The 23,594-nt window shown below is 51.2% G+C and carries 22 protein-coding genes, 4 tRNA genes and 3 other RNA genes; 4 read left to right on the forward strand and 25 right to left on the reverse strand.

Translation table 11 applies throughout. The annotated features are described in order from the left end of the window. The first annotated feature begins 79 nt into the window (after positions 1 to 79). Complete coding sequence (gene gpmA, locus ACSPHG_RS16190; RefSeq protein ID WP_435954531.1) at positions 80 to 832, forward strand: 2,3-diphosphoglycerate-dependent phosphoglycerate mutase; 753 nt, start codon at positions 80 to 82, stop codon at positions 830 to 832. Between the two features lie 82 nt (positions 833 to 914). Here the strand turns inward: gpmA and ACSPHG_RS16195 are convergent, their stop codons facing one another. Then, a complete protein-coding gene (locus tag ACSPHG_RS16195) occupies positions 915 to 2,792 on the reverse strand; it encodes a metallophosphoesterase family protein (RefSeq protein ID WP_435954532.1) in 1,878 nt (625 codons plus the stop codon). Between the two features lie 161 nt (positions 2,793 to 2,953). Further along, entirely contained in the window at positions 2,954 to 4,006 is a 1,053-nt protein-coding gene (gene aroG / locus ACSPHG_RS16200) for a 3-deoxy-7-phosphoheptulonate synthase AroG (RefSeq protein WP_435954533.1), read from the reverse strand. Between the two features lie 314 nt (positions 4,007 to 4,320). On the opposite strand from aroG, the gene ACSPHG_RS16205 reads away from it, so the two are divergent. Both ACSPHG_RS16205 and zitB read left to right on the forward strand, forming a co-directional pair. Continuing rightward, the gene (locus ACSPHG_RS16205; protein WP_435956043.1) at positions 4,321 to 4,698 is read left to right on the forward strand and encodes a YbgS-like family protein; all 378 of its coding nucleotides are present in this window, start codon (positions 4,321 to 4,323) and stop codon (positions 4,696 to 4,698) included. Between the two features lie 117 nt (positions 4,699 to 4,815). Continuing rightward, complete coding sequence (gene zitB, locus ACSPHG_RS16210; RefSeq protein ID WP_435954534.1) at positions 4,816 to 5,745, forward strand: CDF family zinc transporter ZitB; 930 nt, start codon at positions 4,816 to 4,818, stop codon at positions 5,743 to 5,745. Here zitB and pnuC read toward each other — a convergent pair whose 3' ends face one another. The 20 genes from pnuC to cydA all read right to left on the reverse strand — a co-directional run bounded on the left by pnuC (position 5,746) and on the right by cydA (position 17,780). Beyond that, positions 5,746 to 6,462, reverse strand: coding sequence for a nicotinamide riboside transporter PnuC (gene pnuC / locus ACSPHG_RS16215; RefSeq protein WP_435954535.1), 717 nt, complete (start codon positions 6,460 to 6,462; stop codon positions 5,746 to 5,748). Positions 6,463 to 6,485: 23 nt separating this feature from the next. Further along, a complete protein-coding gene (gene nadA, locus ACSPHG_RS16220) occupies positions 6,486 to 7,547 on the reverse strand; it encodes a quinolinate synthase NadA (protein WP_435956044.1) in 1,062 nt (353 codons plus the stop codon). Between the two features lie 312 nt (positions 7,548 to 7,859). After that, positions 7,860 to 7,986: non-coding RNA, RtT sRNA (locus ACSPHG_RS16225), on the reverse strand. 15 nt (positions 7,987 to 8,001) lie between these two features. After that, positions 8,002 to 8,077 (reverse strand) — tRNA-Lys (locus tag ACSPHG_RS16230). Between the two features lie 47 nt (positions 8,078 to 8,124). Continuing rightward, a non-coding RNA gene (locus ACSPHG_RS16235) (RtT sRNA) lies at positions 8,125 to 8,251 on the reverse strand. Between the two features lie 15 nt (positions 8,252 to 8,266). Beyond that, positions 8,267 to 8,342: transfer RNA gene (locus ACSPHG_RS16240), tRNA-Lys, on the reverse strand. A gap of 46 nt (positions 8,343 to 8,388) precedes the next feature. Continuing rightward, a non-coding RNA gene (locus tag ACSPHG_RS16245) (RtT sRNA) lies at positions 8,389 to 8,515 on the reverse strand. 15 nt (positions 8,516 to 8,530) lie between these two features. Then, positions 8,531 to 8,606 (reverse strand) — tRNA-Lys (locus ACSPHG_RS16250). A gap of 41 nt (positions 8,607 to 8,647) precedes the next feature. Then, positions 8,648 to 8,723 (reverse strand) — tRNA-Lys (locus ACSPHG_RS16255). Positions 8,724 to 8,888: 165 nt separating this feature from the next. Beyond that, the gene (gene cpoB / locus ACSPHG_RS16260) at positions 8,889 to 9,680 is read right to left on the reverse strand and encodes a cell division protein CpoB (RefSeq protein ID WP_435954536.1); all 792 of its coding nucleotides are present in this window, start codon (positions 9,678 to 9,680) and stop codon (positions 8,889 to 8,891) included. A gap of 9 nt (positions 9,681 to 9,689) precedes the next feature. Then, on the reverse strand, positions 9,690 to 10,208 hold the full coding sequence (gene pal / locus ACSPHG_RS16265; protein WP_435954537.1) for a peptidoglycan-associated lipoprotein Pal: 519 nt from the start codon (positions 10,206 to 10,208) through the stop codon (positions 9,690 to 9,692). Between the two features lie 26 nt (positions 10,209 to 10,234). Further along, complete coding sequence (tolB, locus tag ACSPHG_RS16270; RefSeq protein ID WP_435954538.1) at positions 10,235 to 11,527, reverse strand: Tol-Pal system beta propeller repeat protein TolB; 1,293 nt, start codon at positions 11,525 to 11,527, stop codon at positions 10,235 to 10,237. A 131-nt stretch (positions 11,528 to 11,658) separates the two neighbouring features. After that, complete coding sequence (gene tolA / locus ACSPHG_RS16275) at positions 11,659 to 12,936, reverse strand: cell envelope integrity protein TolA (RefSeq protein WP_435954539.1); 1,278 nt, start codon at positions 12,934 to 12,936, stop codon at positions 11,659 to 11,661. Positions 12,937 to 12,964: 28 nt separating this feature from the next. Next, complete coding sequence (gene tolR, locus ACSPHG_RS16280) at positions 12,965 to 13,390, reverse strand: colicin uptake protein TolR (RefSeq protein ID WP_435954540.1); 426 nt, start codon at positions 13,388 to 13,390, stop codon at positions 12,965 to 12,967. A 10-nt stretch (positions 13,391 to 13,400) separates the two neighbouring features. Further along, positions 13,401 to 14,087 (reverse strand): Tol-Pal system protein TolQ, encoded by a 687-nt coding sequence (gene tolQ, locus ACSPHG_RS16285; RefSeq protein WP_202303823.1) that lies wholly within the window; start codon positions 14,085 to 14,087, stop codon positions 13,401 to 13,403. Further along, entirely contained in the window at positions 14,084 to 14,488 is a 405-nt protein-coding gene (gene ybgC, locus ACSPHG_RS16290) for a tol-pal system-associated acyl-CoA thioesterase (protein ID WP_367594026.1), read from the reverse strand. Before ybgC ends, tolQ begins: the two co-directional genes overlap by 4 nt. Before the next feature lie 147 nt (positions 14,489 to 14,635). Beyond that, positions 14,636 to 14,929 (reverse strand): cyd operon protein YbgE, encoded by a 294-nt coding sequence (gene ybgE, locus ACSPHG_RS16295; RefSeq protein WP_435954541.1) that lies wholly within the window; start codon positions 14,927 to 14,929, stop codon positions 14,636 to 14,638. Continuing rightward, entirely contained in the window at positions 14,929 to 15,042 is a 114-nt protein-coding gene (gene cydX / locus ACSPHG_RS16300) for a cytochrome bd-I oxidase subunit CydX (protein ID WP_064544874.1), read from the reverse strand. Before cydX ends, ybgE begins: the two co-directional genes overlap by 1 nt. A gap of 14 nt (positions 15,043 to 15,056) precedes the next feature. Next, entirely contained in the window at positions 15,057 to 16,196 is a 1,140-nt protein-coding gene (cydB, locus tag ACSPHG_RS16305; protein ID WP_435954542.1) for a cytochrome d ubiquinol oxidase subunit II, read from the reverse strand. A 15-nt stretch (positions 16,197 to 16,211) separates the two neighbouring features. After that, entirely contained in the window at positions 16,212 to 17,780 is a 1,569-nt protein-coding gene (cydA, locus tag ACSPHG_RS16310; protein ID WP_435954543.1) for a cytochrome ubiquinol oxidase subunit I, read from the reverse strand. A 700-nt stretch (positions 17,781 to 18,480) separates the two neighbouring features. Between cydA and ACSPHG_RS16315 the strand changes: the two genes are divergently transcribed. After that, complete coding sequence (locus ACSPHG_RS16315; RefSeq protein WP_435954544.1) at positions 18,481 to 20,037, forward strand: phosphatidylinositol-specific phospholipase C domain-containing protein; 1,557 nt, start codon at positions 18,481 to 18,483, stop codon at positions 20,035 to 20,037. A gap of 150 nt (positions 20,038 to 20,187) precedes the next feature. On the opposite strand, the gene sucD is transcribed toward ACSPHG_RS16315, so the two are convergent. The 3 genes from sucD to odhB form a co-directional block, all read right to left on the reverse strand. Next, positions 20,188 to 21,060: a succinate--CoA ligase subunit alpha gene (sucD, locus tag ACSPHG_RS16320; protein WP_435954545.1), complete on the reverse strand. Its 873-nt coding sequence runs from the start codon at positions 21,058 to 21,060 to the stop codon at positions 20,188 to 20,190. Further along, positions 21,060 to 22,226: an ADP-forming succinate--CoA ligase subunit beta gene (sucC, locus tag ACSPHG_RS16325; RefSeq protein WP_435954546.1), complete on the reverse strand. Its 1,167-nt coding sequence runs from the start codon at positions 22,224 to 22,226 to the stop codon at positions 21,060 to 21,062. The genes sucD and sucC overlap by 1 nt, the downstream gene beginning before the upstream one ends. Positions 22,227 to 22,355: 129 nt before the next feature. Beyond that, the gene (gene odhB, locus ACSPHG_RS16330) at positions 22,356 to 23,582 is read right to left on the reverse strand and encodes a 2-oxoglutarate dehydrogenase complex dihydrolipoyllysine-residue succinyltransferase (RefSeq protein ID WP_435954547.1); all 1,227 of its coding nucleotides are present in this window, start codon (positions 23,580 to 23,582) and stop codon (positions 22,356 to 22,358) included. Positions 23,583 to 23,594: the final 12 nt, after the last annotated feature.

The raw sequence follows: 23,594 nt of genomic DNA on the forward strand, positions 1-23,594 counted from the left end.
TTTAGATTGCCGCAGGTCGCCCCACGGCAATATAATGATAATCGTTATCATTAATCGCAGGCTTATTAAGGAGTAAACTATGGCTGTTACTAAGCTGGTACTGGTTCGTCACGGCGAAAGCCAGTGGAACAACGAAAACCGTTTCACCGGTTGGTATGACGTTGATCTCTCTGAGAAGGGTAAAACCGAAGCGAAAGCGGCAGGTAAACTGCTGAAGGATGAAGGCTACTCCTTCGATTTTGCTTATACCTCCGTGCTGAAACGTGCCATCCACACGCTGTGGAACATCCTCGATGAACTGGACCAGGCCTGGCTGCCGGTTGAGAAATCCTGGAAGCTGAACGAGCGCCACTACGGCGCGCTGCAGGGTCTGAACAAAGCCGAAACCGCAGAAAAATACGGTGACGAGCAGGTTAAACAATGGCGTCGTGGCTTTGCCGTGACGCCGCCAGAGCTGACTCGTGATGACGAGCGCTTCCCGGGCCACGACCCGCGCTACGCGTCACTGACTGACAAAGAGCTGCCTACTACCGAAAGCCTGGCGCTGACGATTGACCGCGTTATCCCTTACTGGAACGAAACCATTCTGCCACGCATGAAAAGCGGCGAGCGCGTTATCGTTGCCGCGCACGGCAACTCCCTGCGCGCGCTGGTTAAATTCCTTGATAACCTGAGCGAAGAAGAAATTCTTGAGCTGAACATCCCGACCGGCGTGCCGTTGGTGTATGAGTTTGACGAGAACTTCAAGCCGTTGAAACGCTACTATCTGGGCAATGCTGACGAAATCGCAGCAAAAGCCGCAGCGGTTGCCAACCAGGGCAAAGCGAAGTAATTCGCCAGATGTGAAAAAGGCGTGGTTTAGACCACGCCTTTTATTTTAAATATCGTTAGTTTTACAAATTGCTACTCAACCTTTAGCACCACACCCACTTCAGATTGCGCGGTAGCGTGCCCCAGCTTTTCAAGCAAACGTTTTTGTAGTCATTTAATTTGGTGTCATACAAAAATCGCCCGTTTCTCGTCGCACCATGAACATTAATGTTACTCGCGGCACGTGGTATTTGTATCTGCACTGAGTTACCTAATGCCAGTCTATATTGTGTAGATGATTTACTACCATCTTCACGCGTATAGTTGACGTTATAAATACCTATATAGCCACCGCCATTTTTCAATGTAATAGTAAAGGCTTTCTGTTTATAAGGTGTTAAATCTGTAACAGGTACTTTTAAGTTGGCAACACTCAATAACTGTCTCTTTGAAAAATCATTATTGCGAACAGCATAAACATTCATCTGTCGAGAGATATTATTGACTTCAATAAACAAAAAATCGCCAAGGAAAGTAGCGCCACTATTAAAGGCTCTACCCGATCCTGCTAATTTATGGGTATGGCCATAAAATTCTGTAGTAGCTTCATATTTAGCGAAAAGTGCATCACCATTATTATAATTACCATTATGGGAAAGAACTACTATCGCTTTTCCTTTTTTACGAGCATCCGCCAGCTGCTCTTCATACCATTCCCGCCCAGAGATAACATGTACATTATAGCGGCGGGCTTGCTCAGCAACAAATCCAGAATAGTCTGTAGTGTAATCAAGATAGTTATTCAATTGAATAAATCTGATGCCTGATATATCAAAAGTATAAGAGAAGCTACCTGTATAATCTGTTGTCAACGATGGGAATTTATAACCTGAAATGGCTGTATAATCAACTGACTGTACGTTTTTGCGCGTTTTAATATGTTCAATAAGGTTGCGAATACTGCGGATGGCACAATTATTCTGATAACAATCATTAACATTATTTGCATAATCATGATTGCCCAAGCCATACCAATAATCATGATTGAGCGTTTTGAACGCCTCGTCCATCGTGTTCCACTGCCATCTGTGCCCAAAATCTGTAATATCTCCGTTAATAATTGTTCCTTTAAAAGCATCGCCATAAAGTGATTTAATACGATTAATTTCCTGGTACTGCTTCAATATGACAGGTTTGGCATTTTTTTCATCATCAACAGTATATGCAGTACGGGCATATTGTGGATCTGATGTAACTACATAATATTCTTTTGGATGGATAACCTTCCAGTACTTATTGCTTTTATTGTTCTCAGGATAATAAGCACTGATTTTTTTAGCATTCCCCGCAAATAACGATTCAAAATAATGCCTACCATCCGCCCAATCTGCGTAATGTATTTCACCAGGTGTGGTTTGCGCGCTCCATGTTTTTGGTGAACCAAGCGAACCGTAGTAATGCGGGGTAGTCGATACCTCTTGGTGGATTAAAGATGCATACTTTTGTTTTAGCGTCTGCAAAGACATCAAAGCATCTTCATAACTATCTGATTCGATGGAGTACTCGACTTTCTTTTCTTTGCCATCAACCTGCCAGACAATTTCACCTGACGTCGACATTACATCCTCAGGAGTAACAGCAGGTGCAGGAGTATTATAGGTAGAACCCGTTACAAGAGGATTTGGAACAACTTGACGTTGGGCTTCGGAGATTACCACCCGACTAGAGTCACTGGATATTTTTGATAGAGTTGCTCTGATGGTAATATCATTAACCGGCTGAGTCTTAACAGCTTGTTGTCCGTTCTGAAGGAGAGGAGGATATGTTGTATCGCTTCCGTTAGCGATTACCGCATACTGGCTGGTATCTTCTTTAATATCCTCACCATCGCTGACATAAGACATAACGCTGACCGCAGCGCCAAGAGGTAAGCTTTGGCCTAAAATCAACAATGCCGTAGTAGCCCTAAATATATTTTTCATTTTTGCCTCTAAATTCCATTTTGGAGAGGCAACAGTAACATTCCTTTGATTGTTGATTAACTGAATAGTAGTTTCAAATATACTTATATATAAACTAAATAAAAGGCCTGGCAAACCTTAATCGACATAATGATTTGTCAGACCTATTTTATTGGAGATAGTTAGCCGCGGCGCGTTATTACCGCATCGGCCAGCTGGCGTAGAATTGTTTCAGTGTCTTCCCAACCGATGCAGGCGTCGGTGACGCTTTTACCGTAGACCAGCGGTTCGCCGCTCTCGAGGTTTTGATTACCTTCTACCAGATGGCTTTCAATCATCACGCCGGTAATGGCCTTATCGCCCCCGGCGATTTGCTGGCAAACGTCCTTGCCTACTTCCATCTGCTTTTTAAACTGCTTGCTGCTGTTGGCATGGCTGAAATCAATCATGACCTGGGCTGGAAGACCGGCTTTCACGAGATCTTCTTTAACCTGCGCAACATGGGCCGCGCTGTAGTTGGGCTCTTTGCCGCCGCGCAGAATAATGTGGCAGTCGCCGTTACCGCTGGTATTGACGATAGCCGAGTGGCCCCATTTGGTCACCGACAGGAAGCAGTGTGGCGCGCCCGCAGCGTTGATGGCGTCGATGGCTACTTTCATCGTACCGTCGGTGCCGTTTTTGAAACCTACCGGGCAGGACAGGCCTGATGCCAGTTCACGGTGTACCTGAGATTCCGTGGTGCGCGCGCCGATTGCACCCCAGCTCATCAGGTCTGCCAGATACTGCGGAGTAATCATGTCGAGGAATTCACCGGCAGCAGGCAGGCCGGAGTCATTGATGTCCAGCAGCAGCTTGCGCGCAATGCGCAGGCCGTCGTTGATTTGGTAGCTGCTGTCCATGTGCGGATCGTTTATCAACCCCTTCCAACCAACGGTGGTACGCGGCTTTTCGAAGTAAACGCGCATGACCACCTCCAGCTCGCCCTGCAACTCCTCGCGCAGCGCCAGCAGGCGCGCGCCGTACTCTTTAGCGGCTTTAATATCGTGAATGGAGCACGGCCCGATGACAACCAGCAGGCGGTCATCGTTGCCTTTGAGGATCTTGTGTATGGCTTTGCGAGCGCCGGAAACCGTCTGGGCTGCTTTCTCAGTGGCCGGGAATTTCTCTAACAGCGCTACAGGTGGAAGGAGTTCGTTGATCTCTTTGATTCGTAAGTCGTCGTTCTGATAATTCATGTTATTTCCGGGATATTTTCTATTTTATGAAAGTTGCAATCCCTTCAATCTATATCTTCATGTCTGAAGTGTAAACGGCATTTTACACTTCAGACGGATTATTCCTGGAATTGTGTTTAAAAGCGCCAAAATCTGGCGAAAAGTGAGATCGACGCTACAATTTTTAATGTTAACGCTGAAAAAAGACATTTTTTCAAAATTGTATTCTGATCACATTTCAGTTGCCGATATCTTTTACTGCCAAACCCGGCTCGATCAGCATAGTTCGTTGCACTGTTGGAAAGTTATCCAGCAATAACAACCAGAACAGGAGCATACCAATGAATAAATTAGCCATGCTTTTCCTCACAGCTTCTCTTTCCGCCGCAAGCGGCGCAGCGCTGGCCGCAGATACCCCTGCCGGGGGTAACAACAATGGTCAGGCAAACTCAAGTGCCGAAGCGGGCCAGACGGCACCGGACGCGCATCAGAACCTCGCTCCGAAAGGGGTAGATAACAACGATGTGAATAAATCTGGCACCCTGCTGCATCCAAATGACAAAGGCAGCAGCGCGTCAGGTGAAGGGATGAGCGCTGAAGACGTACATAAAAACACAATGTGTAAAGACGGCCGCTGTCCGGATATCAACAAAAAGGTTGAAACCGGTACAGGCAATAGCGTCGATACAAAAACCGACGGTACTTCTCAGTAACCGGACGGTTGTCAAAACGGAGAGCTTCGGCTCTCCTTTTTTATCGCTAAATTTTCAATAACATGAATGTGATGGCAGTTATAATTAACCCACTAATGCAACGGCTAGCGGGAAACTATGGCTCATTCACATCAACCCTCATCTCACAACTCCAACGGTAAACGCCTGCTTTGGGCATTTGCGATCACCGCGCTGTTCATGGTGGCAGAGGTTATCGGCGGGATTCTTTCAGGATCGCTGGCGCTACTGGCCGATGCGGGACACATGCTCACCGATGCGGCCGCCCTACTGGTTGCGCTGGTCGCCGTTAATTTCGCTCGCCGCCCGCCTAACGCTCGTCATACTTTTGGCTGGCTGCGGTTAACCACCCTCGCCGCCTTTGTGAATGCTATCGCGCTGGTGGTGATCACCATTTTGATCGTCTGGGAAGCTATTCAGCGCTTTAACCATCCGCAGCCGGTTGCAGGATGGCCGATGCTGATCATCGCTTTCGCGGGCCTGCTCGCAAACATCGCTTCGTTCTGGATCCTGCATCGCGGCAGCGAAGAAAAGAATCTTAACGTCAGGGCTGCGGCGCTGCATGTTTTAGGGGATTTGCTTGGCTCGGTTGGGGCTATAGTCGCCGCGCTGGTGATTCTCTGGACCGGATGGACACCGATTGACCCGATTCTTTCCGTACTGGTTTCCTGCCTGGTGCTGCGCAGCGCGTGGAGTTTGCTTAAAGAGAGCGTGAATGAGCTGCTTGAAGGTGCGCCGAGCGCTATCGATATTGAGGCGATGAAGAGAAAGCTGTCGCGGGGCATTCCGGAAGTGCGTAACGTCCATCACGTACATGTCTGGCTGGTTGGCGAGAAGCCGCTAATGACGCTTCACGTGCAGGTGGTTCCCCCGCACGATCACGATGCGCTGCTTGGCCGCATTCATCACTTCCTGGAGCATGAATATCAGATTGAACACGCAACGGTGCAGATGGAATATCAGCCCTGCCATGGGCCAGACTGCGATCTAAACGAGCATGACCACCCGGGCCATGCTTATCACCATTGATTAGGAAAGCGCGTGTGAACCCCGCTCGCGCGCGCTTTTGATCCACATCCGGCTACCGTTCAGCGCGATGAATGTCAGAATGAGATATTCAAGCGACATCGCATATACGCCCTGTCGGGCAAAAATAACGACGCTGATAACGTTAATCACCACCCACAGCAGCCAGTTTTCAACGTATTTGCGCGTCATCAGGATCATCGCCACGATGGATAACACCATCATGCAGGAATCCCAGAACGGGAAGGCATCCGGCTGTAGTGCCGGCATAGTGACGTTCAGGCCAAGCGCCTGCATCACGGAAACGGCAATGCGCGTCAGGAAGGCGAACACCGGGTCGATAAACACGGTCATCAGGCCAATCGCGCCGACGCAAACGGCGAGCCAGGCCAGGGCTTTGGGCAGCGGCAGCCAGCGGATGCGCAGCGCAGCCTCATTGCCGCTGGTCTGTCTGGACCAGGCGTACCAGCCGTAAATGTTGGCTGCGAAGAAAAAGAGCTGCAGCAAAAGGCTGGCGTAGAGTTGAATCTGGAAAAAAATAATCGCAAAAAGGGTGACGTTAATTAACCCAAAAGCGTAATTAGCGATCTTCTCAAGGCTTGCGAGCCAGATGCACAGCAGCCCGGCAATCGTCCCCACCGCCTCGATCCACGATAAATCATAGCCTCCCGCGCCAATTGGAATGTGGACGAGAATGTTCTGCGTACTAAAGAAATCCATATTTTCTCCTGAGCGTAATGTCCTTACGCGTTGCCTTTTACCGTACGACGTAGTTCTGCAGCAAAGTCTAACATTCGGTTAAGCGGCACGAGAGCCCCTTCACGCAGCGCAGCATCCACATGAATCTCGTGAGCCGCTCCGCCCTGTTCAAGCCCGTCAGCGATAGCTTTGAGGCCGTTCATAGCCATCCAAGGGCAATGGGCACAGCTACGGCACGTTGCGCCTTCTCCCGCCGTGGGCGCTTCCAGCAGCTCCTTATCCGGGCACGCCTGCTGCATCTTATAGAAAATGCCCCGGTCCGTGGCGACGATAAGCTGCTGATGAGACAGCGTTTTTGCCGCAGCAATCAGCTGGCTCGTTGAGCCAACGGCATCGGCCATATCGACAACGGCCTGCGGCGACTCAGGGTGAACCAGAACCGCCGCATTAGGATAAAGCGCCTTCATGCGGGCCAGCGCCTGGGTTTTGAATTCGTCATGTACGATGCAGGCTCCCTGCCAGCACAGGACATCTGCGCCGGTCTGCTTCTGTACATAGCTGCCGAGATGACGGTCCGGAGCCCAGATGATTTTCTCGCCGAGGCTATCCAGATGTTCAATCAATTCAACGGCGATGCTGGATGTCACGACCCAGTCAGCGCGAGCTTTAACGGCTGCGGATGTATTAGCATAGACTACGACCGTACGGTCGGGGTGTTGCTCGCAGAAGGCATTGAACTCATCAATTGGACAGCCGAGATCCAATGAACATTCCGCGTTCAAGGTGGGCATCAGAATCGTTTTTTCGGGGCTGAGAATTTTTGCCGTTTCGCCCATGAAACGTACCCCGGCGACCAGCAAAGTCGAAGCGGGATGGTTGGCACCAAAGCGCGCCATTTCCAACGAGTCCGAAATACAGCCACCGGTCTCTTCCGCTAGCGCCTGAATTTCTGGATCGGTGTAGTAATGCGCGACCATCACCGCGTTGCGTTCTTTCAGCAGGCGTTTGATTTTTTCACGATAGAACTGTTTTTCGTCCACGCTTAATGGCACGGGCTTCGGCGGGAACGGATAAATGGCTGTTTCGGGATCGAACATCACGCTCATCATGCAATCTCGTTTTCTTAGCTTAACAAAATTAGCGGGATTCTGCTTCATATGAGCCAGATAGGGCCGCCATTGTTTTATATTCTAAACAAGATAGCGAATTTTAGGCGGGATGTCGTGGGGAATTTTCTTATGGGGCTGATGGTGAGGGCGCTCAGGAGTTTATATGTTGGGCGTCGCCATCTACCGCAAAATAGTCGAGTGTGTCGGTGGATGGCGCTCGTGCTTATCCACCCTACAAAAGCAGTACAGGGCTAAGAACTTCATAAATCCCAGATAGCAAAAAGGCGCCTTTAGGGCGCCTTAATACATTGGTGGGTCGTGCAGGATGATTCGGCCTTTGGCCTCACCCTTCGGGTCGTTGCTGAAGCAACGCTGTTTCGCTTACGCTCAACTCGAACCTGCTGCAGGTTCAAACCCTTCACGATTCACTTACTTCTAACCACTTAGGAAGTGGTGGGTCGTGCAGGATTCGAACCTGCGACCAATTGATTAAAAGTCAACTGCTCTACCAACTGAGCTAACGACCCGCTGTGCGGTTAATGCGTGTTCTCAATAAGGCAATCATCTAAAAAGATGGTGGGTCGTGCAGGATGATTCGGCCTTTGGCCTCACCCTTGGGGTCGTTGCTGAAGCAACGCTGTTTCGCTTACGCTCAACTCGAACCTGCTGCAGGTTCAAACCCTTCACGATTCACTTACTTCTAACCACTTAGAAAGTGGTGGGTCGTGCAGGATTCGAACCTGCGACCAATTGATTAAAAGTCAACTGCTCTACCAACTGAGCTAACGACCCGCTGTGCGGTTACTGAGTGTTTTCAAAGAGGCATTCATCTAAATGATGGTGGGTCGTGCAGGATGATTCGGCCTTTGGCCTCACCCTTCGGGTCGTTGGTGAAACAACGCTGTTTCGCTTACGCTCAACTCGAACCTGCTACAGGTTCAAACCCTTCACGATTCACTTACTTCTAACCACTTAGAAAGTGGTGGGTCGTGCAGGATTCGAACCTGCGACCAATTGATTAAAAGTCAACTGCTCTACCAACTGAGCTAACGACCCGCTATGCGGTTACTGCACTCTTTTAAACAAGACATCGAAATTGGTGGGTCGTGCAGGATTCGAACCTGCGACCAATTGATTAAAAGTCAACTGCTCTACCAACTGAGCTAACGACCCATTTTCGTGTCATTTCCGGTTAGATACATATCCCCCGGCAACGGCGGCATATATTACTGATTTAAGATTTTGACGCAACAAGAATTTTGATCCAGATCGCTTACCTGCTTAGTAATCGTGCGGCACGACCAGAAAAACAGCGATTATCTGGTCAAGCCGCAGACATTACATCGCATTCAGACGTTTTTGCGCCTGCTTTGCGCCATCGGTATTGGGGAACTGTTTGATCACCTGCTGATAGACGGCTTTCGCTTTCGCGGTATCGCCTTTATCCTGCATGATCAGCCCGACTTTATACATAGCGTCAGGCGCTTTCGGTGACTTCGGATAATTTTTCACCACGGAGGCAAAATAAAACGCCGCGTCATCCTTCTTACCTTTGTTGTAATTCAACTGCCCTAGCCAGTAATTCGCATTCGGCTGGTAGGTTGAATCCGGGTATTTCTTCACGAAGCTCTGAAAAGCAGCCATTGCTTCGTCCTGGCGCGCTTTGTCCTGCACCAGGGCGATTGCCGCATTGTAATCGCTGTTTGCGTCTCCGCCCTGCACAGGCGCAGCAGCAGGCGCGTTATTAGACGCACCGCTGTCTGGTGTTGCCGCAGCCGCACCCTGATCGCCACCGGTAGATTGCCCCGCCGCGGCACCGCCGTTACTGAGACCGTCTATCTGCAGCAAAATCTGCTTCTGACGCTCCACAACCTGATTGAGCTGATACTGGCTTTCCTGAATCTGACCACGCAGGGAGTCAATATCGTTTTGGTTGTCGGAGAGTTGCTGCTGGAGTTGGGTTAAAAGCTGACTGTGAGCATTAGAAATACGCTCGAGTTGAGTGACACGGTCTTCGACCGAGCCTGAGCCGACACTACTGATTGGCGCCTGAGCATTAGCGGCCCAAGGGGCCGCTATGCCAACCAGTAACGACAGACTCAACAAGTGATGTCTGAAGTTACTGCTCATGCAATTCTCTTAGTAAACCAGTACGGCACGACGGTTTTTAGCGTAAGCCGCTTCGTCATGACCCAGTACTGCAGGTTTTTCTTTACCGTAAGAAACGATGGAGATCTGGTCTGCAGAAACGCCTTTACCTTGCAGATACATCTTAACGGCGTTAGCACGACGTTCGCCCAGGGCGATGTTGTATTCTGGGGTACCGCGCTCATCCGCATGACCTTCTACGGTCACTTTGTAAGACGGGTTGCTACGCAGGAAGTTAGCGTGTGCATCCAGCATTGCAGCGAATTCAGAGCTCACATCGTATTTGTCCAGACCGAAGTATACGATGTTGTTCTGCTGAAGCTGTTGCATCTGCAGACGAGCCTGCTCTTCGGAAGACATGTTGCCTTGACCGTTAGCATCCATACCAGTGCCGGCACCCAGCATGCCTTCACCGCTGTCGTTGCTTGCATTCTTGTTAGAAGAACAAGCCGCGATAGCCATAACAGGCAGAGCAATCATCAGCCCTTTCAGCACTTTATTCAGTTGCATTTCTTTGATCCTTTAATATTTTATTATCACAGATACGGCGACCAGGCAGGAGATTTAACCTGACCATCGGTTGCCGGAAGACGCGCTTTGAAACGCCCATCTGTTGAAACCAAATTCAGCACGGATCCCATCCCCTGAGAAGAGCTGTAGATTACCATAGTGCCGTTAGGTGCCAGACTTGGCGTTTCATCCAGGAACGTTGACGATAAAGTTTGTACGCCACCCGCTACCAGATCCTGTTTGGCAATGTGTTGCTGGCCGCTTGCGGAGCTCACCATTACCATAAACTTACCGTCAGAACTCACGTCAGCATCCTGGTTCTGAGAACCTTCCCAGGAAATACGCTGTGGAGCCCCGCCGTTGATATTCACTTTATAAATTTGCGGACGACCGGCCTGATCGGAGGTGTAAGCCAGATTCTGGCTGTCCGGGAACCAGGTTGGCTCCGTGTTGTTGCTACGACCGTTGGTGATCTGGCTAATCTGACCAGAGCCAATGTCCATCACATACAGATTCAGGCTACCGGTTTTCGACAAAGCGAATGCCAGTTTGCTACCGTCTGGTGAGAACGCCGGTGCACCGTTATGCTGCGGGAAAGAAGCAACCTGACGCACAGCGCCACTCGCCAGCGTCTGGATAACCAGCGCAGAACGACCGCTTTCGAAGGTGACGTAAGCCAGTTTGCTACCGTCTGGAGACCAGGCCGGTGACATCAAAGGCTGCGGAGAACGGTGTACGACAAACTGGTTGTAGCCATCGTAATCGGATACGCGCAGTTCATACGGGAACTGGCCACCGTTGGTCTGCACGACATAAGCAATACGAGTGCGGAACGCACCTTTGATACCGGTCAGCTTCTCAAACACTTCATCGCTTGCGGTATGGCCAGCATAGCGCAGCCACTGTTTGTTCACCTTGTAAGAGTTCTGAGCCAGAACCGTACCCGGCGCGCCGGAGGTATCCACCAGTTGGTAAGCAACGGTATAGCTGCCGTCACCGTTTGGTGTTACCTGCCCAACGACTACAGCGTCAATACCCAGAGCGGTCCAGGCGGCTGGCTGCACTTCCTGGGCGGAGCCAGGCTGCTGCGGCAAGCGGGAACGATCCAGCGGGTTAAATTTGCCGCTGTTACGCAAGTCAGCTGCAACAATGCCGCCAACATCTTCAGGTGCCGCACCCGGACCCGCCCATTTAAACGGAGCCACGCCAATTGGACGTGCAGAATCCACACCCTGTGTGATTTCAATACGAACTTCTGCATGCAGCACCGCTGCCCACAGCATCAAGAAACTTAAAGCTACTCGAAATGCCTGCTTCATCATATCTCCCTTATCCAGGCGGAAAGCCCACGATAATTTAGCAGAATGTTAACAAACCCAAATACACAAAACTACCAAAACCCTTTGACACAGCTTAGTCAGGTTTTCCCCACTTACGCGGGGAAATGCCGTTAAGGTTTGAAGTCCAGTGGCGCGTTTTTAAAGACTTCATAAACGTCCTGGCTAGGTGGTTTTGGAATCTTAGCCAGACGGGCTGCCGCAACAGCTGCCTGACAAAGTGCCGGATCACCGCCTTCTGATTTGATATCGAGCAACATGCCATCCGGTGCCAGTTTGACACGCAGTGAGCAGGTTTTACCGGCAAAGGAAGGATCGTTGTAAAACTTACTTTCGATCGCCGACTTTATCTGGCCTGCATAGTTGTTGATATCGGCACCAGAAGCGCCATTGTTTTTATTATTCCCTTTACCGGCCGCGGCTGCGCTATCTCCCTTCGCTCCGCCGCCAGTTTTCGGTGCATTCTTACCCGAGCTCAGGTCGCCAAACAGATCGTCAACGCCCTGCGCTGCTGCTTTATCGGCAGCGGCTTTCTCAGCTGCAGCTTTTTTCTTAGCATCGGCAGCAGCTTTCTTATCCGCGGCGGCTTTTGCGGCTGCGGCCTTATCGGCTGCTGCTTTTTCAGAAGCGGCTTTCTCAGCGGCGGCTTTTTCGGCTGCAGCTGCTTTGGCAGCTTCCTTAGCTTCCTGTTTCGCAGCTTCCGCAGCGGCTTTCTTCTCAGCATCTTGCTGAGCTTTTTTCGCAGCGGCATCGGCAGCTTTCTTCTCAGCATCCTGCTGAGCTTTCTTCGCCGCCGCAGCGGCTTCTGCTGCCGCTTTCTTCTGGGCATCAGCAGCTTTTTTAGCCGCTTCTTCCGTGGCTTTTTTCTGTGCGTCAGCGGCGGCTTTCTTCGCTGCTTCTTCAGCGGCTTTTGCCTGAGCATCAGCCTGAGCTTTCGCGTCTGCTTTGGCTTTCGCCGCTGCCGCTTCGGCTTGCTTCTGCTGCTCCTGCGCTTCTTTAGCCGCTTCCTGCGCCTGTTTCTGCTGCTCAGCCTGCTGCTTGGCCTGTTCCTGCGCCTCCAGACGTTCTTTCTCCAGGGCCTTCAGGCGCTGCTGCTCAGCAGCCTGTTTTTCCTGAAGCTCTTCAGCCTGTTGTTGCGCCTGTTTCTCGCGCTGTTCAGCAGCACGTTTGCTGCTCGCCTGCTGTTGCTGCTCGCGGTTGTACTGCTGAACAACGGCGCCTGGGTCGACCATGACCGCGTCAATGGACGATCCACCGCCGCCACCCGCACTGGCGTCTATATGCTCGTCAAACGAACTCCATATCAGGATTGCAATCAGGATGATATGCAGGATCACTGAGACGATTATCGCGCGTTTGAGCTTATCGTTTTCTGTGGTTGCCTTTGACACTCTCGGTTCCCAAATATAGCGAGGTAGATCAGATTGGCTGCGTCATCAAGCCGACGGATTTCACGCCCGCGCTATGCAACAGGTTCAGTGCCTTAATAATTTCCTCGTAAGGAACATCTTTGGCACCGCCGATCAAAAAGACCGTTTTAGGGTTTGCCTGCAGGCGGCGTTGCGCTTCTGCAACAACCTGCTCGGACGGCAACTGGTCCATACGATCTTTCTCAACCACCACGCTGTACTGCCCTACCCCGGACACTTCAATAATGACCGGCGGCTCATCGTTGCTGCTCACCGTCTGCGAATCTGTCGCATCCGGCAGGTCAACCTCTACGCTCTGCGTGATGATGGGCGCTGTCGCCATAAAGATCAGCAGCAGAACCAAAAGCACGTCCAGCAGAGGTACGATGTTAATTTCTGACTTCAGTTCACGACGACCGCGTGTACGTCTGGCCATGACTTACCCCTTACTGCTTATCGCTGCTGGTAAAAGCCTGACGGTGCAGGATAGCCGTGAACTCTTCCATAAAGTTGTCGTAATTCAATTCCAGTTTGTTCACGCGCTGGTTCAGACGGTTGTACGCCATAACCGCTGGAATGGCGGCAAACAGACCGATCGCTGTCGCAATCAGTGCTTCTGCGATACCAGGCGCTACCATTTGCAGCGTCGCCTGTTTCACCGCACCCAGTGCGATAAAGGCATGCATGATCCCCCATACCGTACCAAACAGGCCGATATACGGGCTGATGGAACCCACGGTACCAAGAAAAGGAATATGAGTTTCAAGCGTTTCGAGCTCACGGCTCATAGAAATACGCATTGCTCGCGCGGCCCCATCAACCACCGCTTCCGGGGCATGGGTATTGGCGCGATGCAGGCGAGCAAACTCTTTGAACCCTGAATAGAAAATCTGTTCAGAACCCGCAAGGTTGTCACGGCGGCCCTGGCTTTCTTGATAAAGACGGGACAGTTCGATACCCGACCAGAACTTATCTTCAAACGCTTCCGCTTCGCGGGTGGCGGTATTGAGGATGCGCGTACGCTGAATGATGATTGCCCATGATGCAATGGAAAAACCAATCAAAATCAACATGATAAATTTGACCAGAAGGCTTGCCTTCAGGAACAAATCAAGGATATTCATGTCAGTCACTGCTTGAACTCCGCGACAATAGACTTGGGAAGCGCACGAGGCTTCATTGAGAGAAGATCAACGCAAACGATCAGGACCTCAGCTTCGTTGAGTACCCGGCCATCGGCATTGACTATTCGCTGCGTAAATACCATAGAGGTACCGCGCATCGAGGTAATTTCACTTTGGATTTCGAGTAAATCGTCGAGTCGGGCAGGCGCAAGATAATCGACTGTCATCCTGCGTACGACAAAGGCGATGCGCTCCGCCAACAAATCTTGTTGGTTAAAGTGGTGCTGGCGCAGCATCTCAGTGCGTGCTCTTTCATAAAAAGCAACATAACTGGCGTGATAAACCACACCACCGGCATCGGTATCTTCGTAGTAGACACGAACCGGCCATCGAAACAGCGTTGTACTCACTTTACATCCCGGTAATGCCATTAAACGTTGCTACTATACGCAAGAGCATAGGGGTTGGGAATGGGTTGTAGTAAACGTTAGGTAAAAATTTATGGGCTTGTTAAAGCCCATAAATTTTAGGTAAACGAGTTCGCGTTCAGGGAAGGGTCAGAAGAAGAAAAACAGCAGCCCGGCAAGCAGCACAAGCTGGGCGATTAAAGGGCAAAAAACACCCTGCCAAAGTACCTTTTTAGGCCGAAAACCTACACCGTGAATAACGCCGGCGCAAACGGCCCACATCATCAGAAAACCGTGCCAGATTTCCAGATCGCTGGTCTTCGCGGCAAAGCGCGTTGGGTCCCAGAACATACAACCTGCCAGGACCAGCGCCATGATCAAGGAAAGAGCCCTTAAAGGGCTCTTATCCATTACCGCATACAGCTTTGCGATAATTCCTTCCATCAGTGTTCTTCTTTCCCGGCTTTCGCAGCTTCTACGTGCTCAAGCGCAAGCGCGGTAATAATGCCAAAAGCACAGGCAAGAAGCGTCCCCAAAATCCATGCAAAGTACCACATAATCAGCTCCTTACTTAGTACAGAGAGTGGGTGTTGCTTTCGATGTCTTCTTTAGTAATACGCCCGAACATTTTCCAATAACACCAGGTGGTGTAGATAAGAATGATCGGTACGAATACCAGAGCAACGTAAGTCATAAGGTTCAGCGTCAGCTGGCTTGAGGTCGCATCCCACATTGTCAGGCTAGCGTTCAGCATAGTGCTTGAAGGCATAACGAACGGGAACATTGCGATGCCTGCGGTCAGGATCACGCAAGCCAGCGTCAAGGAGGAGAACAGGAAGGCCATCGCCCCTTTCTCCAGACGAGACATCAGCACGGTCAGCAACGGCAGCACAACGCCCAGCGCCGGGATGATCCACAGGAGTGGCATGTTGTTAAAGTTCACCATCCATGCACCAGCCTGACGAGCCACTTCTTTGGTCATCGGGTTAGAGGCAGCGTGATGATTCATTTCTGAAGTCACAACATAGCCGTCAATGCCATACATCACCCAGACACCCGCCAGCACGAAGCAAACCATCATCACCAGTGCTGCAATCTGTGCCGCAGCGCGTGCACGCAGATGGAGCTCACCTACGGTACGCATCTGCAGGTAGGTTGCACCCTGCGCGATAATCATGGAAACGCTAACCACGCCCGCCAGCAGGCCAAACGGATTAAGCAGCTGGAAGAAGTTGCCGGTGTAGTACAGGCGCATGTACTCATCCATATGGAAAGGTACGCCCTGCAACAGGTTACCGAACGCCACGCCAATCACCAGCGGTGGAACGAAGCTACCGATGAAGATGCCCCAGTCCCACATGTTGCGCCAGCGCATGTCTTCAATCTTCGAACGGTAGTCGAAACCAACCGGGCGGAAGAACAATGAAGCCAGCACGAGGATCATCGCAACATAGAAGCCGGAGAACGCGGCGGCGTAAACCATTGGCCATGCGGCAAACAGCGCACCACCCGCGGTGATGAGCCATACCTGGTTGCCGTCCCAGTGCGGCGCGATGGAGTTAACCATGATGCGGCGCTCAACGTCGCTACGACCAATCACGCGGGACAGCATCCCAACGCCCATGTCGAAGCCATCGGTGATGGCAAAACCAATCAGCAAGATGCCGACCAGCAGCCACCAGATAAAACGCAATACTTCATAATCGATCATTTGACGACTCCTGTCTTAGCGTGCCGGCTGAGAAGCCACGTTGGACTGCTCAAAGTGATAGCGACCTGTTTTCAGACTGCTCGGCCCAAGGCGAGCAAATTTGAACATCAGGAACAGCTCCGCCACCATAAACAGCGTGTACAGACCGCAAATCAGAATCATGGAGAACAGCAGATCGCCCACGGTCAGCGAGGAGTTTGCCACGGCCGTTGGTAATACCTCACCGATGGCCCAAGGCTGACGACCGTACTCGGCAACAAACCAGCCGGATTCAATCGCAATCCACGGCAGCGGGATGCCGTACAGCGCCGCGCGCAGCAACCATTTCTTCGAGCCGATTGCGTTACGGGTGACGGTCCAGAACGAGGCCGCAATGATAAACAGCATCAGGAAACCGCAGCCAACCATGATACGGAACGCGAAGTACAGCGGCGCTACGCGTGGGATAGAATCTTTGGTGGCTTTCTGAATCTGCTCTTCCGTCGCGTCGGTGACGTTCGGGGTATAGCGTTTCAGCAGCAGGCCGTAACCGAGGTCTTTCTTAATATTGTTGAAATCGTCACGCACGGTCTGGTCGGTTGACCCGCCGCGTAACTCTTCCAGCAGGCCGTAGGCCTTCATACCGTTACGGATACGCTCTTCGTGCTGCACCATCAGGTCTTTCAGACCGGTAACCTGCTTATCCACGGAGCGGGTAGCAATGATGCCCAGCGCGTAAGGGATTTGAATAGCGAAGCTGTTTTCCTGCTTATCCTGATTAGGAATACCAAACAGCGTAAAGGCTGCCGGAGCCGGTTGGGTTTCCCACTCGGCTTCAATTGCGGCCAGCTTGGTTTTCTGCACGTCGCCCATTTCGTAACCGGATTCATCACCCAGCACGATAACGGAAAGAATCGCCGCCATACCAAAGCTTGCTGCAATAGCAAAAGAGCGCTTCGCAAACGCGAAGTCACGGCCTTTGAGCATATAGTAGGAGCTGATACCGAGGATGAACATCGCGCCGCAAACGTAGCCGGATGCCACGGTATGCACGAATTTAACCTGAGCAACCGGGTTTAAGACCAGCTCGGAGAAGCTGACCATTTCCATACGCATGGTTTCGAAGTTGAAGTCTGATGCGATTGGGTTTTGCATCCAACCGTTCGCCACCAGAATCCACAGCGCAGAAAGGTTGGAGCCAAGCGCTACCAGCCAGGTGACTGCCATGTGCTGAACTTTACCCAGACGGTCCCAGCCGAAGAAGAACAGGCCGACAAAGGTGGATTCGAGGAAGAATGCCATCAGGCCTTCGATGGCCAGCGGCGCACCGAAAATATCGCCAACATAGTGGGAGTAGTAAGACCAGTTAGTCCCAAACTGGAACTCCATGGTCAAACCGGTGGCAACACCCAGAGCAAAGTTGATACCAAACAACTTGCCCCAGAACTTGGTCATATCTTTATAGATTTGTTTACCTGACAGAACGTAAACCGTTTCCATGATGGCCAGCAGAAACGCCATACCCAGCGTCAGCGGCACAAACAGGAAGTGGTACATCGCGGTCAAGGCAAACTGTAAGCGCGACAGTTCGACAATATCAAACATCTTGACTCCTTGCTCTTCGCATGAAGACTTCGACAATGGTTCGCCACCCGGCTCCCCACAACGCATGCCCTAATACAAAAACATTCGCTCCCAGACTACTTTCTACCGTCCATTCTTGAAATGTGACAGCAAAAGGGGAAAGGTTACAAATACGTTAATTAATGCACTCATAAAATTCGCAAATATATTACCTTGCAATCCCCTTACAATAAATAGGTATTTGCAAAGCCTTTTTTGCGTTTCTCGACAATGATCAACATATAGCGAAATTATCGCTATCCAGCTAGTTTGATCTGCCGCAATTTTCCATGTTTCCACACCAAGATGCCAGTATTAGATATTGATCTAACGCAGTTTATCTCGAGATTTGTTAATTTATGTTATGTCTAAGATGAGTAGTAAAACACTTGTTAACGACATGTTTATCAAAAGGCATCCAGGTTAAACGCAGAAAAACGGAAAAATAACTGCCCGTGATTATCCGCTGTTGCAGCCATTCCCCAGCAGCAACACACGGGTTGCCTTCGAGCCCCCTCGAAAAAACTCAGTGAAAAATCATCCACCAGCCTCGACTACGGAGGATATGAACAATTATAGGTCGGTCTAAATAAGTTAGATGCAGTTAAATATGTATTAAGTGTACGCGTAACTTGCCGCTGCATAGAATATTGCCCCGCATATATAAAAGGATGTTTATTGTATGTTCAAATATTTACTGCTCGGAAGTGCCCTATTTATTACGCCCGGCGCGATCGCCCATAATGACGACGCATATAGTCACGACCCGCAAAATATGAATTACACGCGAAATAGCTGGATGTCAGATATTGCAGATAATACTCCGATTTGGCAGCTCAGTATTCCCGGAACGCATGACTCAGGCTCACGACTTGGCGGAGACAGCGTTGCCAACCAGGTAATGACTATCGATCAGCAGTTAAATTCCGGCATTCGTTATCTGGATATTCGCGTTCGCCATATTGATAATGCTTTTGCGATACACCATAGCTTTGTTTATCAGAAATTAAATTTTGATGACGTCATGAGACAGGCCACTGCTTTTCTGACAGCCAACCCGCGTGAAATCGTATTTATGCGCGTGCGTGATGAATATGAAGGAACAAATAACACAAGGCAAATAAGCGAAACCTTCAGCGAATATATTAAGAAATATCGCCCCTGGGTTAAAGAGAGTTTGCGTAACCAGAATATTGCCAACACACCGGTTAAAGAATTACGCGGAAAGATCTACTTCCTGTTCGATAACGTTCGTCCTATGACGTCCTTTAACGTCGATGGAACGGAATTAAACCAGGTCGATATGCAGGATGATTTCAGCGTAACAACCAACTGGGACCTCTACGATAAATGGGGCAAGGTGAAAAACTTTGTCGAGAAAGAGAAAAGCGCACACGCATTTTCTATCAATCATTTAAGCGCCTCAGGCGGCTCCTTCCCCTATTTTATCGCTAGCGGTCATTCCAGTAGTGGCACCGGCGCACCGCGCCTCGCCACAGGTTTAACTACCCCGGGCTGGAAAAATCACTACCCTGACTTCCCCCGCGTTTCATGCTTTGTGGGTATCTGTACCATTGCTTTTGAAGGCACAAACACGCTGACGAAAAATTACCTGAACAAAAATAGCCTCCAGCGCACCGGGGTTATAGCCGCCGACTTCCCCGGTCAGGGTTTAATCGATGCAATCGTTAATAAGAACGTCTTTGCATCGCGGCAATACGTTGTCCAGGCCACAAATCAGTGCATGTCCGTTGCTGGCGGAAACGTTAACGATTCGGGACGCAGGATTATTGTTGAAGAGTGTAATAAAAACGCCTCCATCCAAAAAATCATCCATCAGGATAACCAGTTAATGATTGGCTCGCAGTGTGTTGATTTACTGTTTGGGCGTGCGGTGAAGAATACCCCACTTGTTATATGGCCTTGCGGCAACAGCGCCAATCAGAAATGGTACCGCGAGGGCAATATGTTCCGTAGCGCGATGCCGGGCACCAATCTTTGTATCGATCTTGGCGATGATCGCCGCAGTCTGGAGGTATTTGACTGCTGGCAACCCAGTACTGACCAACAGTTCTCTGCCATTGCGACAAGGAAATCAGCAAACGCAGCGGTTTCAATAAACAGCGATGAAGGATCTATCGTCGCGCCTGATTATACCAATGCACCGTTATTTATTCACCAGCAGAAAGGTACTATACCTGTCGTGACGATTAGCAAAACCACAGTAACTAAGCTGTGAATACATTTGCGTGGCGCTTAATTAAATGCGTATTTAACTGCCCAATTGTGTATTCATATTGAAATAAAAAAGGCCACCCAAAGGGTGGCCAACCATGTCGAACATTTATTATTAGTTCTACGGCTTCCCCGCTCTGACGGGGAAACGCGATTACTGCGGCAGAATCGCCTTCAGCGCATCGCCGATATCAGCGAGGCTGCGAACGGTTTTCACGCCTGCGGCTTCCAGCGCTGCGAACTTCTCATCCGCGGTGCCTTTACCCCCCGCGATGATGGCGCCCGCGTGGCCCATGCGCTTGCCTTTCGGCGCGGTTACACCAGCGATATAACCCACTACCGGCTTGGTTACATGGTCTTTGATGTAGGCCGCGGCTTCTTCTTCTGCGCTACCGCCGATTTCACCGATCATCACGATGGCTTCGGTTTTCGGATCTTCCTGGAACATCTTCAGGATATCGATAAAGTTAGAGCCTGGAATCGGGTCACCGCCGATGCCCACGCAGGTGGACTGGCCCAGACCGATATCGGTGGTCTGCTTAACGGCTTCATAGGTTAGCGTACCGGAGCGGGAAACGATGCCCACTTTGCCCGGCAGGTGAATATGACCCGGCATGATGCCAATTTTGCATTCGCCCGGCGTGATAACGCCTGGGCAGTTTGGCCCAATCATGCGCACGCCAGCTTCGTCAAGCTTCACCTTCACCGCCAGCATGTCCAGCGTCGGGATGCCTTCGGTGATGGTAATAATCAGCTTAATGCCCGCGTCGATAGCTTCCAGAATGGAGTCTTTGCAGAACGGCGCTGGCACATAAATAACAGATGCGGTCGCGCCCGTTGCTTCAACGGCTTCACGCACGGTGTTGAAGACCGGCAGGCCGAGGTGCTCGGTGCCGCCTTTACCTGGCGTTACGCCGCCAACCATTTGCGTACCGTATGCAATCGCCTGCTCGGAGTGGAAAGTCCCCTGGCTGCCGGTGAAACCCTGGCAAATTACCTTGGTGTTTTTATCGATCAAAATGGACATTATTTCCCCTCCACGGCAGCAACAACCTGCTGTGCTGCGTCTGTCAGACTTTTCGCTGCAATAATATTCAGGCCACTATCCGCCAGTTTCTTCGCGCCCAGCTCGGCGTTGTTGCCTTCCAGACGAACGACAACCGGCACGTTTACGCCCACTTCCGCTACGGCACCGATAATGCCGTCAGCGATCAGGTCACAACGGACGATACCGCCGAAAATGTTAACCAGAACCGCTTTCACTTTGTCGTCAGACAGAATGATTTTAAAGGCTTCGGTCACGCGCTCTTTGGTAGCACCTCCGCCAACGTCCAGGAAGTTCGCAGGCTCGCCGCCGTGCAGCTTAACGATGTCCATAGTGCCCATCGCAAGGCCCGCGCCGTTAACCATGCAGCCGATGTTGCCATCAAGCGCTACGTAGTTCAGCTCCCACTGCGCGGCCTGAGACTCACGCGCATCTTCCTGGCTTGGGTCGCGCATTTCGCGCAGCTCTGGCTGACGGAACAATGCGTTGCCATCGGCGCCCAGTTTGCCGTCGAGGCAAATCAGATCGCCCTGTTTGGTGATGACCAGCGGGTTGATTTCGATAAGCGCAAGGTCGCGCTCAAGGAAAATATTCGCCAGGCCCATAAAAATTTTGGTGAACTGCTGAACCTGTTTACCTTCCAGACCCAGTTTGAACGCCAGTTCACGGCCCTGATAAGGCATCGGACCGGTCAGCGGATCGAGCGCCACTTTGTGGATCAGGTGCGGGGTTTCTTCCGCCACTTTCTCGATTTCCACGCCGCCTTCGGTAGAAGCCATAAACACAACGCGACGGGAGCTACGGTCAACTACCGCGCCCAGATACAGCTCTTTATCAATGTCAGTCGCGGCTTCAACCAGAATCTGGTGAACCGGCTGGCCATTGGCGTCCGTTTGGTAGGTTACAAGACGTTTGCCAAGCCAGTGTTCAGCAAAGGCACGGATGTCTTCTTTGCTGTTAACCACTTTCACGCCGCCCGCTTTACCGCGGCCACCGGCATGAACCTGACATTTCACCACCCACGGACCTGCGCCAATTTTGGAAGCAGCTTCTTCCGCTTCACGCGGCGTGGTGCAGGCGTAACCGACAGGTGCCGGCAGGCCATACCTTGCAAACAACTGTTTCGCCTGATATTCGTGTAAGTTCATGAGTTCTATCCATCCTTCATCAAAACAGGTAGGTCAGCAGTCCACGTCGGATGACGCTTCGCTTATCCGACCTACCAGGCAGGTGATATTTGTAGGGCGGGTAAGCAACGCGCCACCCGCCAGAGGTTACTACACGTCCAGCAGCAGACGAGTTGGATCTTCCAGCAGCTCTTTAATCGCTACCAGGTAACCCACGGACTCGCGGCCATCGATCAGGCGGTGATCGTAAGAAAGCGCCAGGTACATCATCGGCAGGATCTCAACTTTACCGTCGACCGCCATCGGACGATCTTTAATGGCATGCATACCCAGAATCGCGCTCTGCGGCGGGTTAATGATCGGGGTAGACATCAGGGAACCGAACACGCCACCGTTGGTGATGGTGAAGTTGCCGCCGGTCAGGTCTTCAACGGTCAGCTTGCCGTCGCGCCCTTTCACGGCCAGTTCTTTAATGCGTTTCTCAATGTCAGCCATGCCGATGGTGTCGACATCGCGCAGCACAGGCGTTACCAGGCCACGCGGGGTAGATACCGCAATGCTGACGTCGAAGTAGTTGTGGTAAACCACGTCTTCGCCATCGATAGACGCGTTGACTTCCGGATAGCGTTTCAGCGCTTCAACTACCGCTTTGATGTAGAAGGACATAAAGCCCAGACGTACACCGTGGCGTTTTTCGAAGGCTTCACCGTACTGCTTGCGCAGCTCCATGATTGGCTTCATGTTCACTTCGTTGAAGGTCGTGAGCATGGCGGTGGAGTTTTTCGCTTCCAGCAGACGCTCCGCCACGCGTTTGCGCAGGCGAGTCATCGGCACGCGTTTTTCGCTGCGGCCAGCCAACGGCGCAACCGGTGCTTTGGTTTCTTCTGCCGCTTTGGCCTGAGCAGGCTGGGCCGCTTTCGCCTGGGTCAGATGCTTATCAACGTCTTCACGGGTAATACGGCCACCCACGCCGCTGCCTTTGATTGCATTGGCATCCAGAGAATGCTCGGCAATCAGGCGACGAATCGCTGGGCTCAGCGCGTCGTTGCTCTGCTCTTCCAGGGAAGCCTGCTGGCGCTGCGCTGGGGTGGACTCTTTGCTGTCCGCTTTCGCAGAGGTCTCTTTCCCGTTGCTGTTGCCTTCACGCAGGCGGCCAAGAATCTGGCGGGAGGTGACGGTCGTGCCTTCATCTTCCAGAACTGCATCCAGAACACCATCTGCCGACGCCGGTACTTCCAGTACCACTTTGTCAGTTTCGATTTCTACCAGCACTTCGTCGCGGGTAACGGTATCACCCGGTTTTTTATGCCATGTCGCAACGGTCGCATCGGCAACGGACTCAGGCAGGTCAGGAACGAGAATATCTACGCTACTCATTTTTTATCCTTT

The sequence above is a fragment of the Dryocola baronae genome, assembly GCF_051297175.1.
Classification (GTDB): Bacteria; Pseudomonadota; Gammaproteobacteria; order Enterobacterales; family Enterobacteriaceae; genus Dryocola.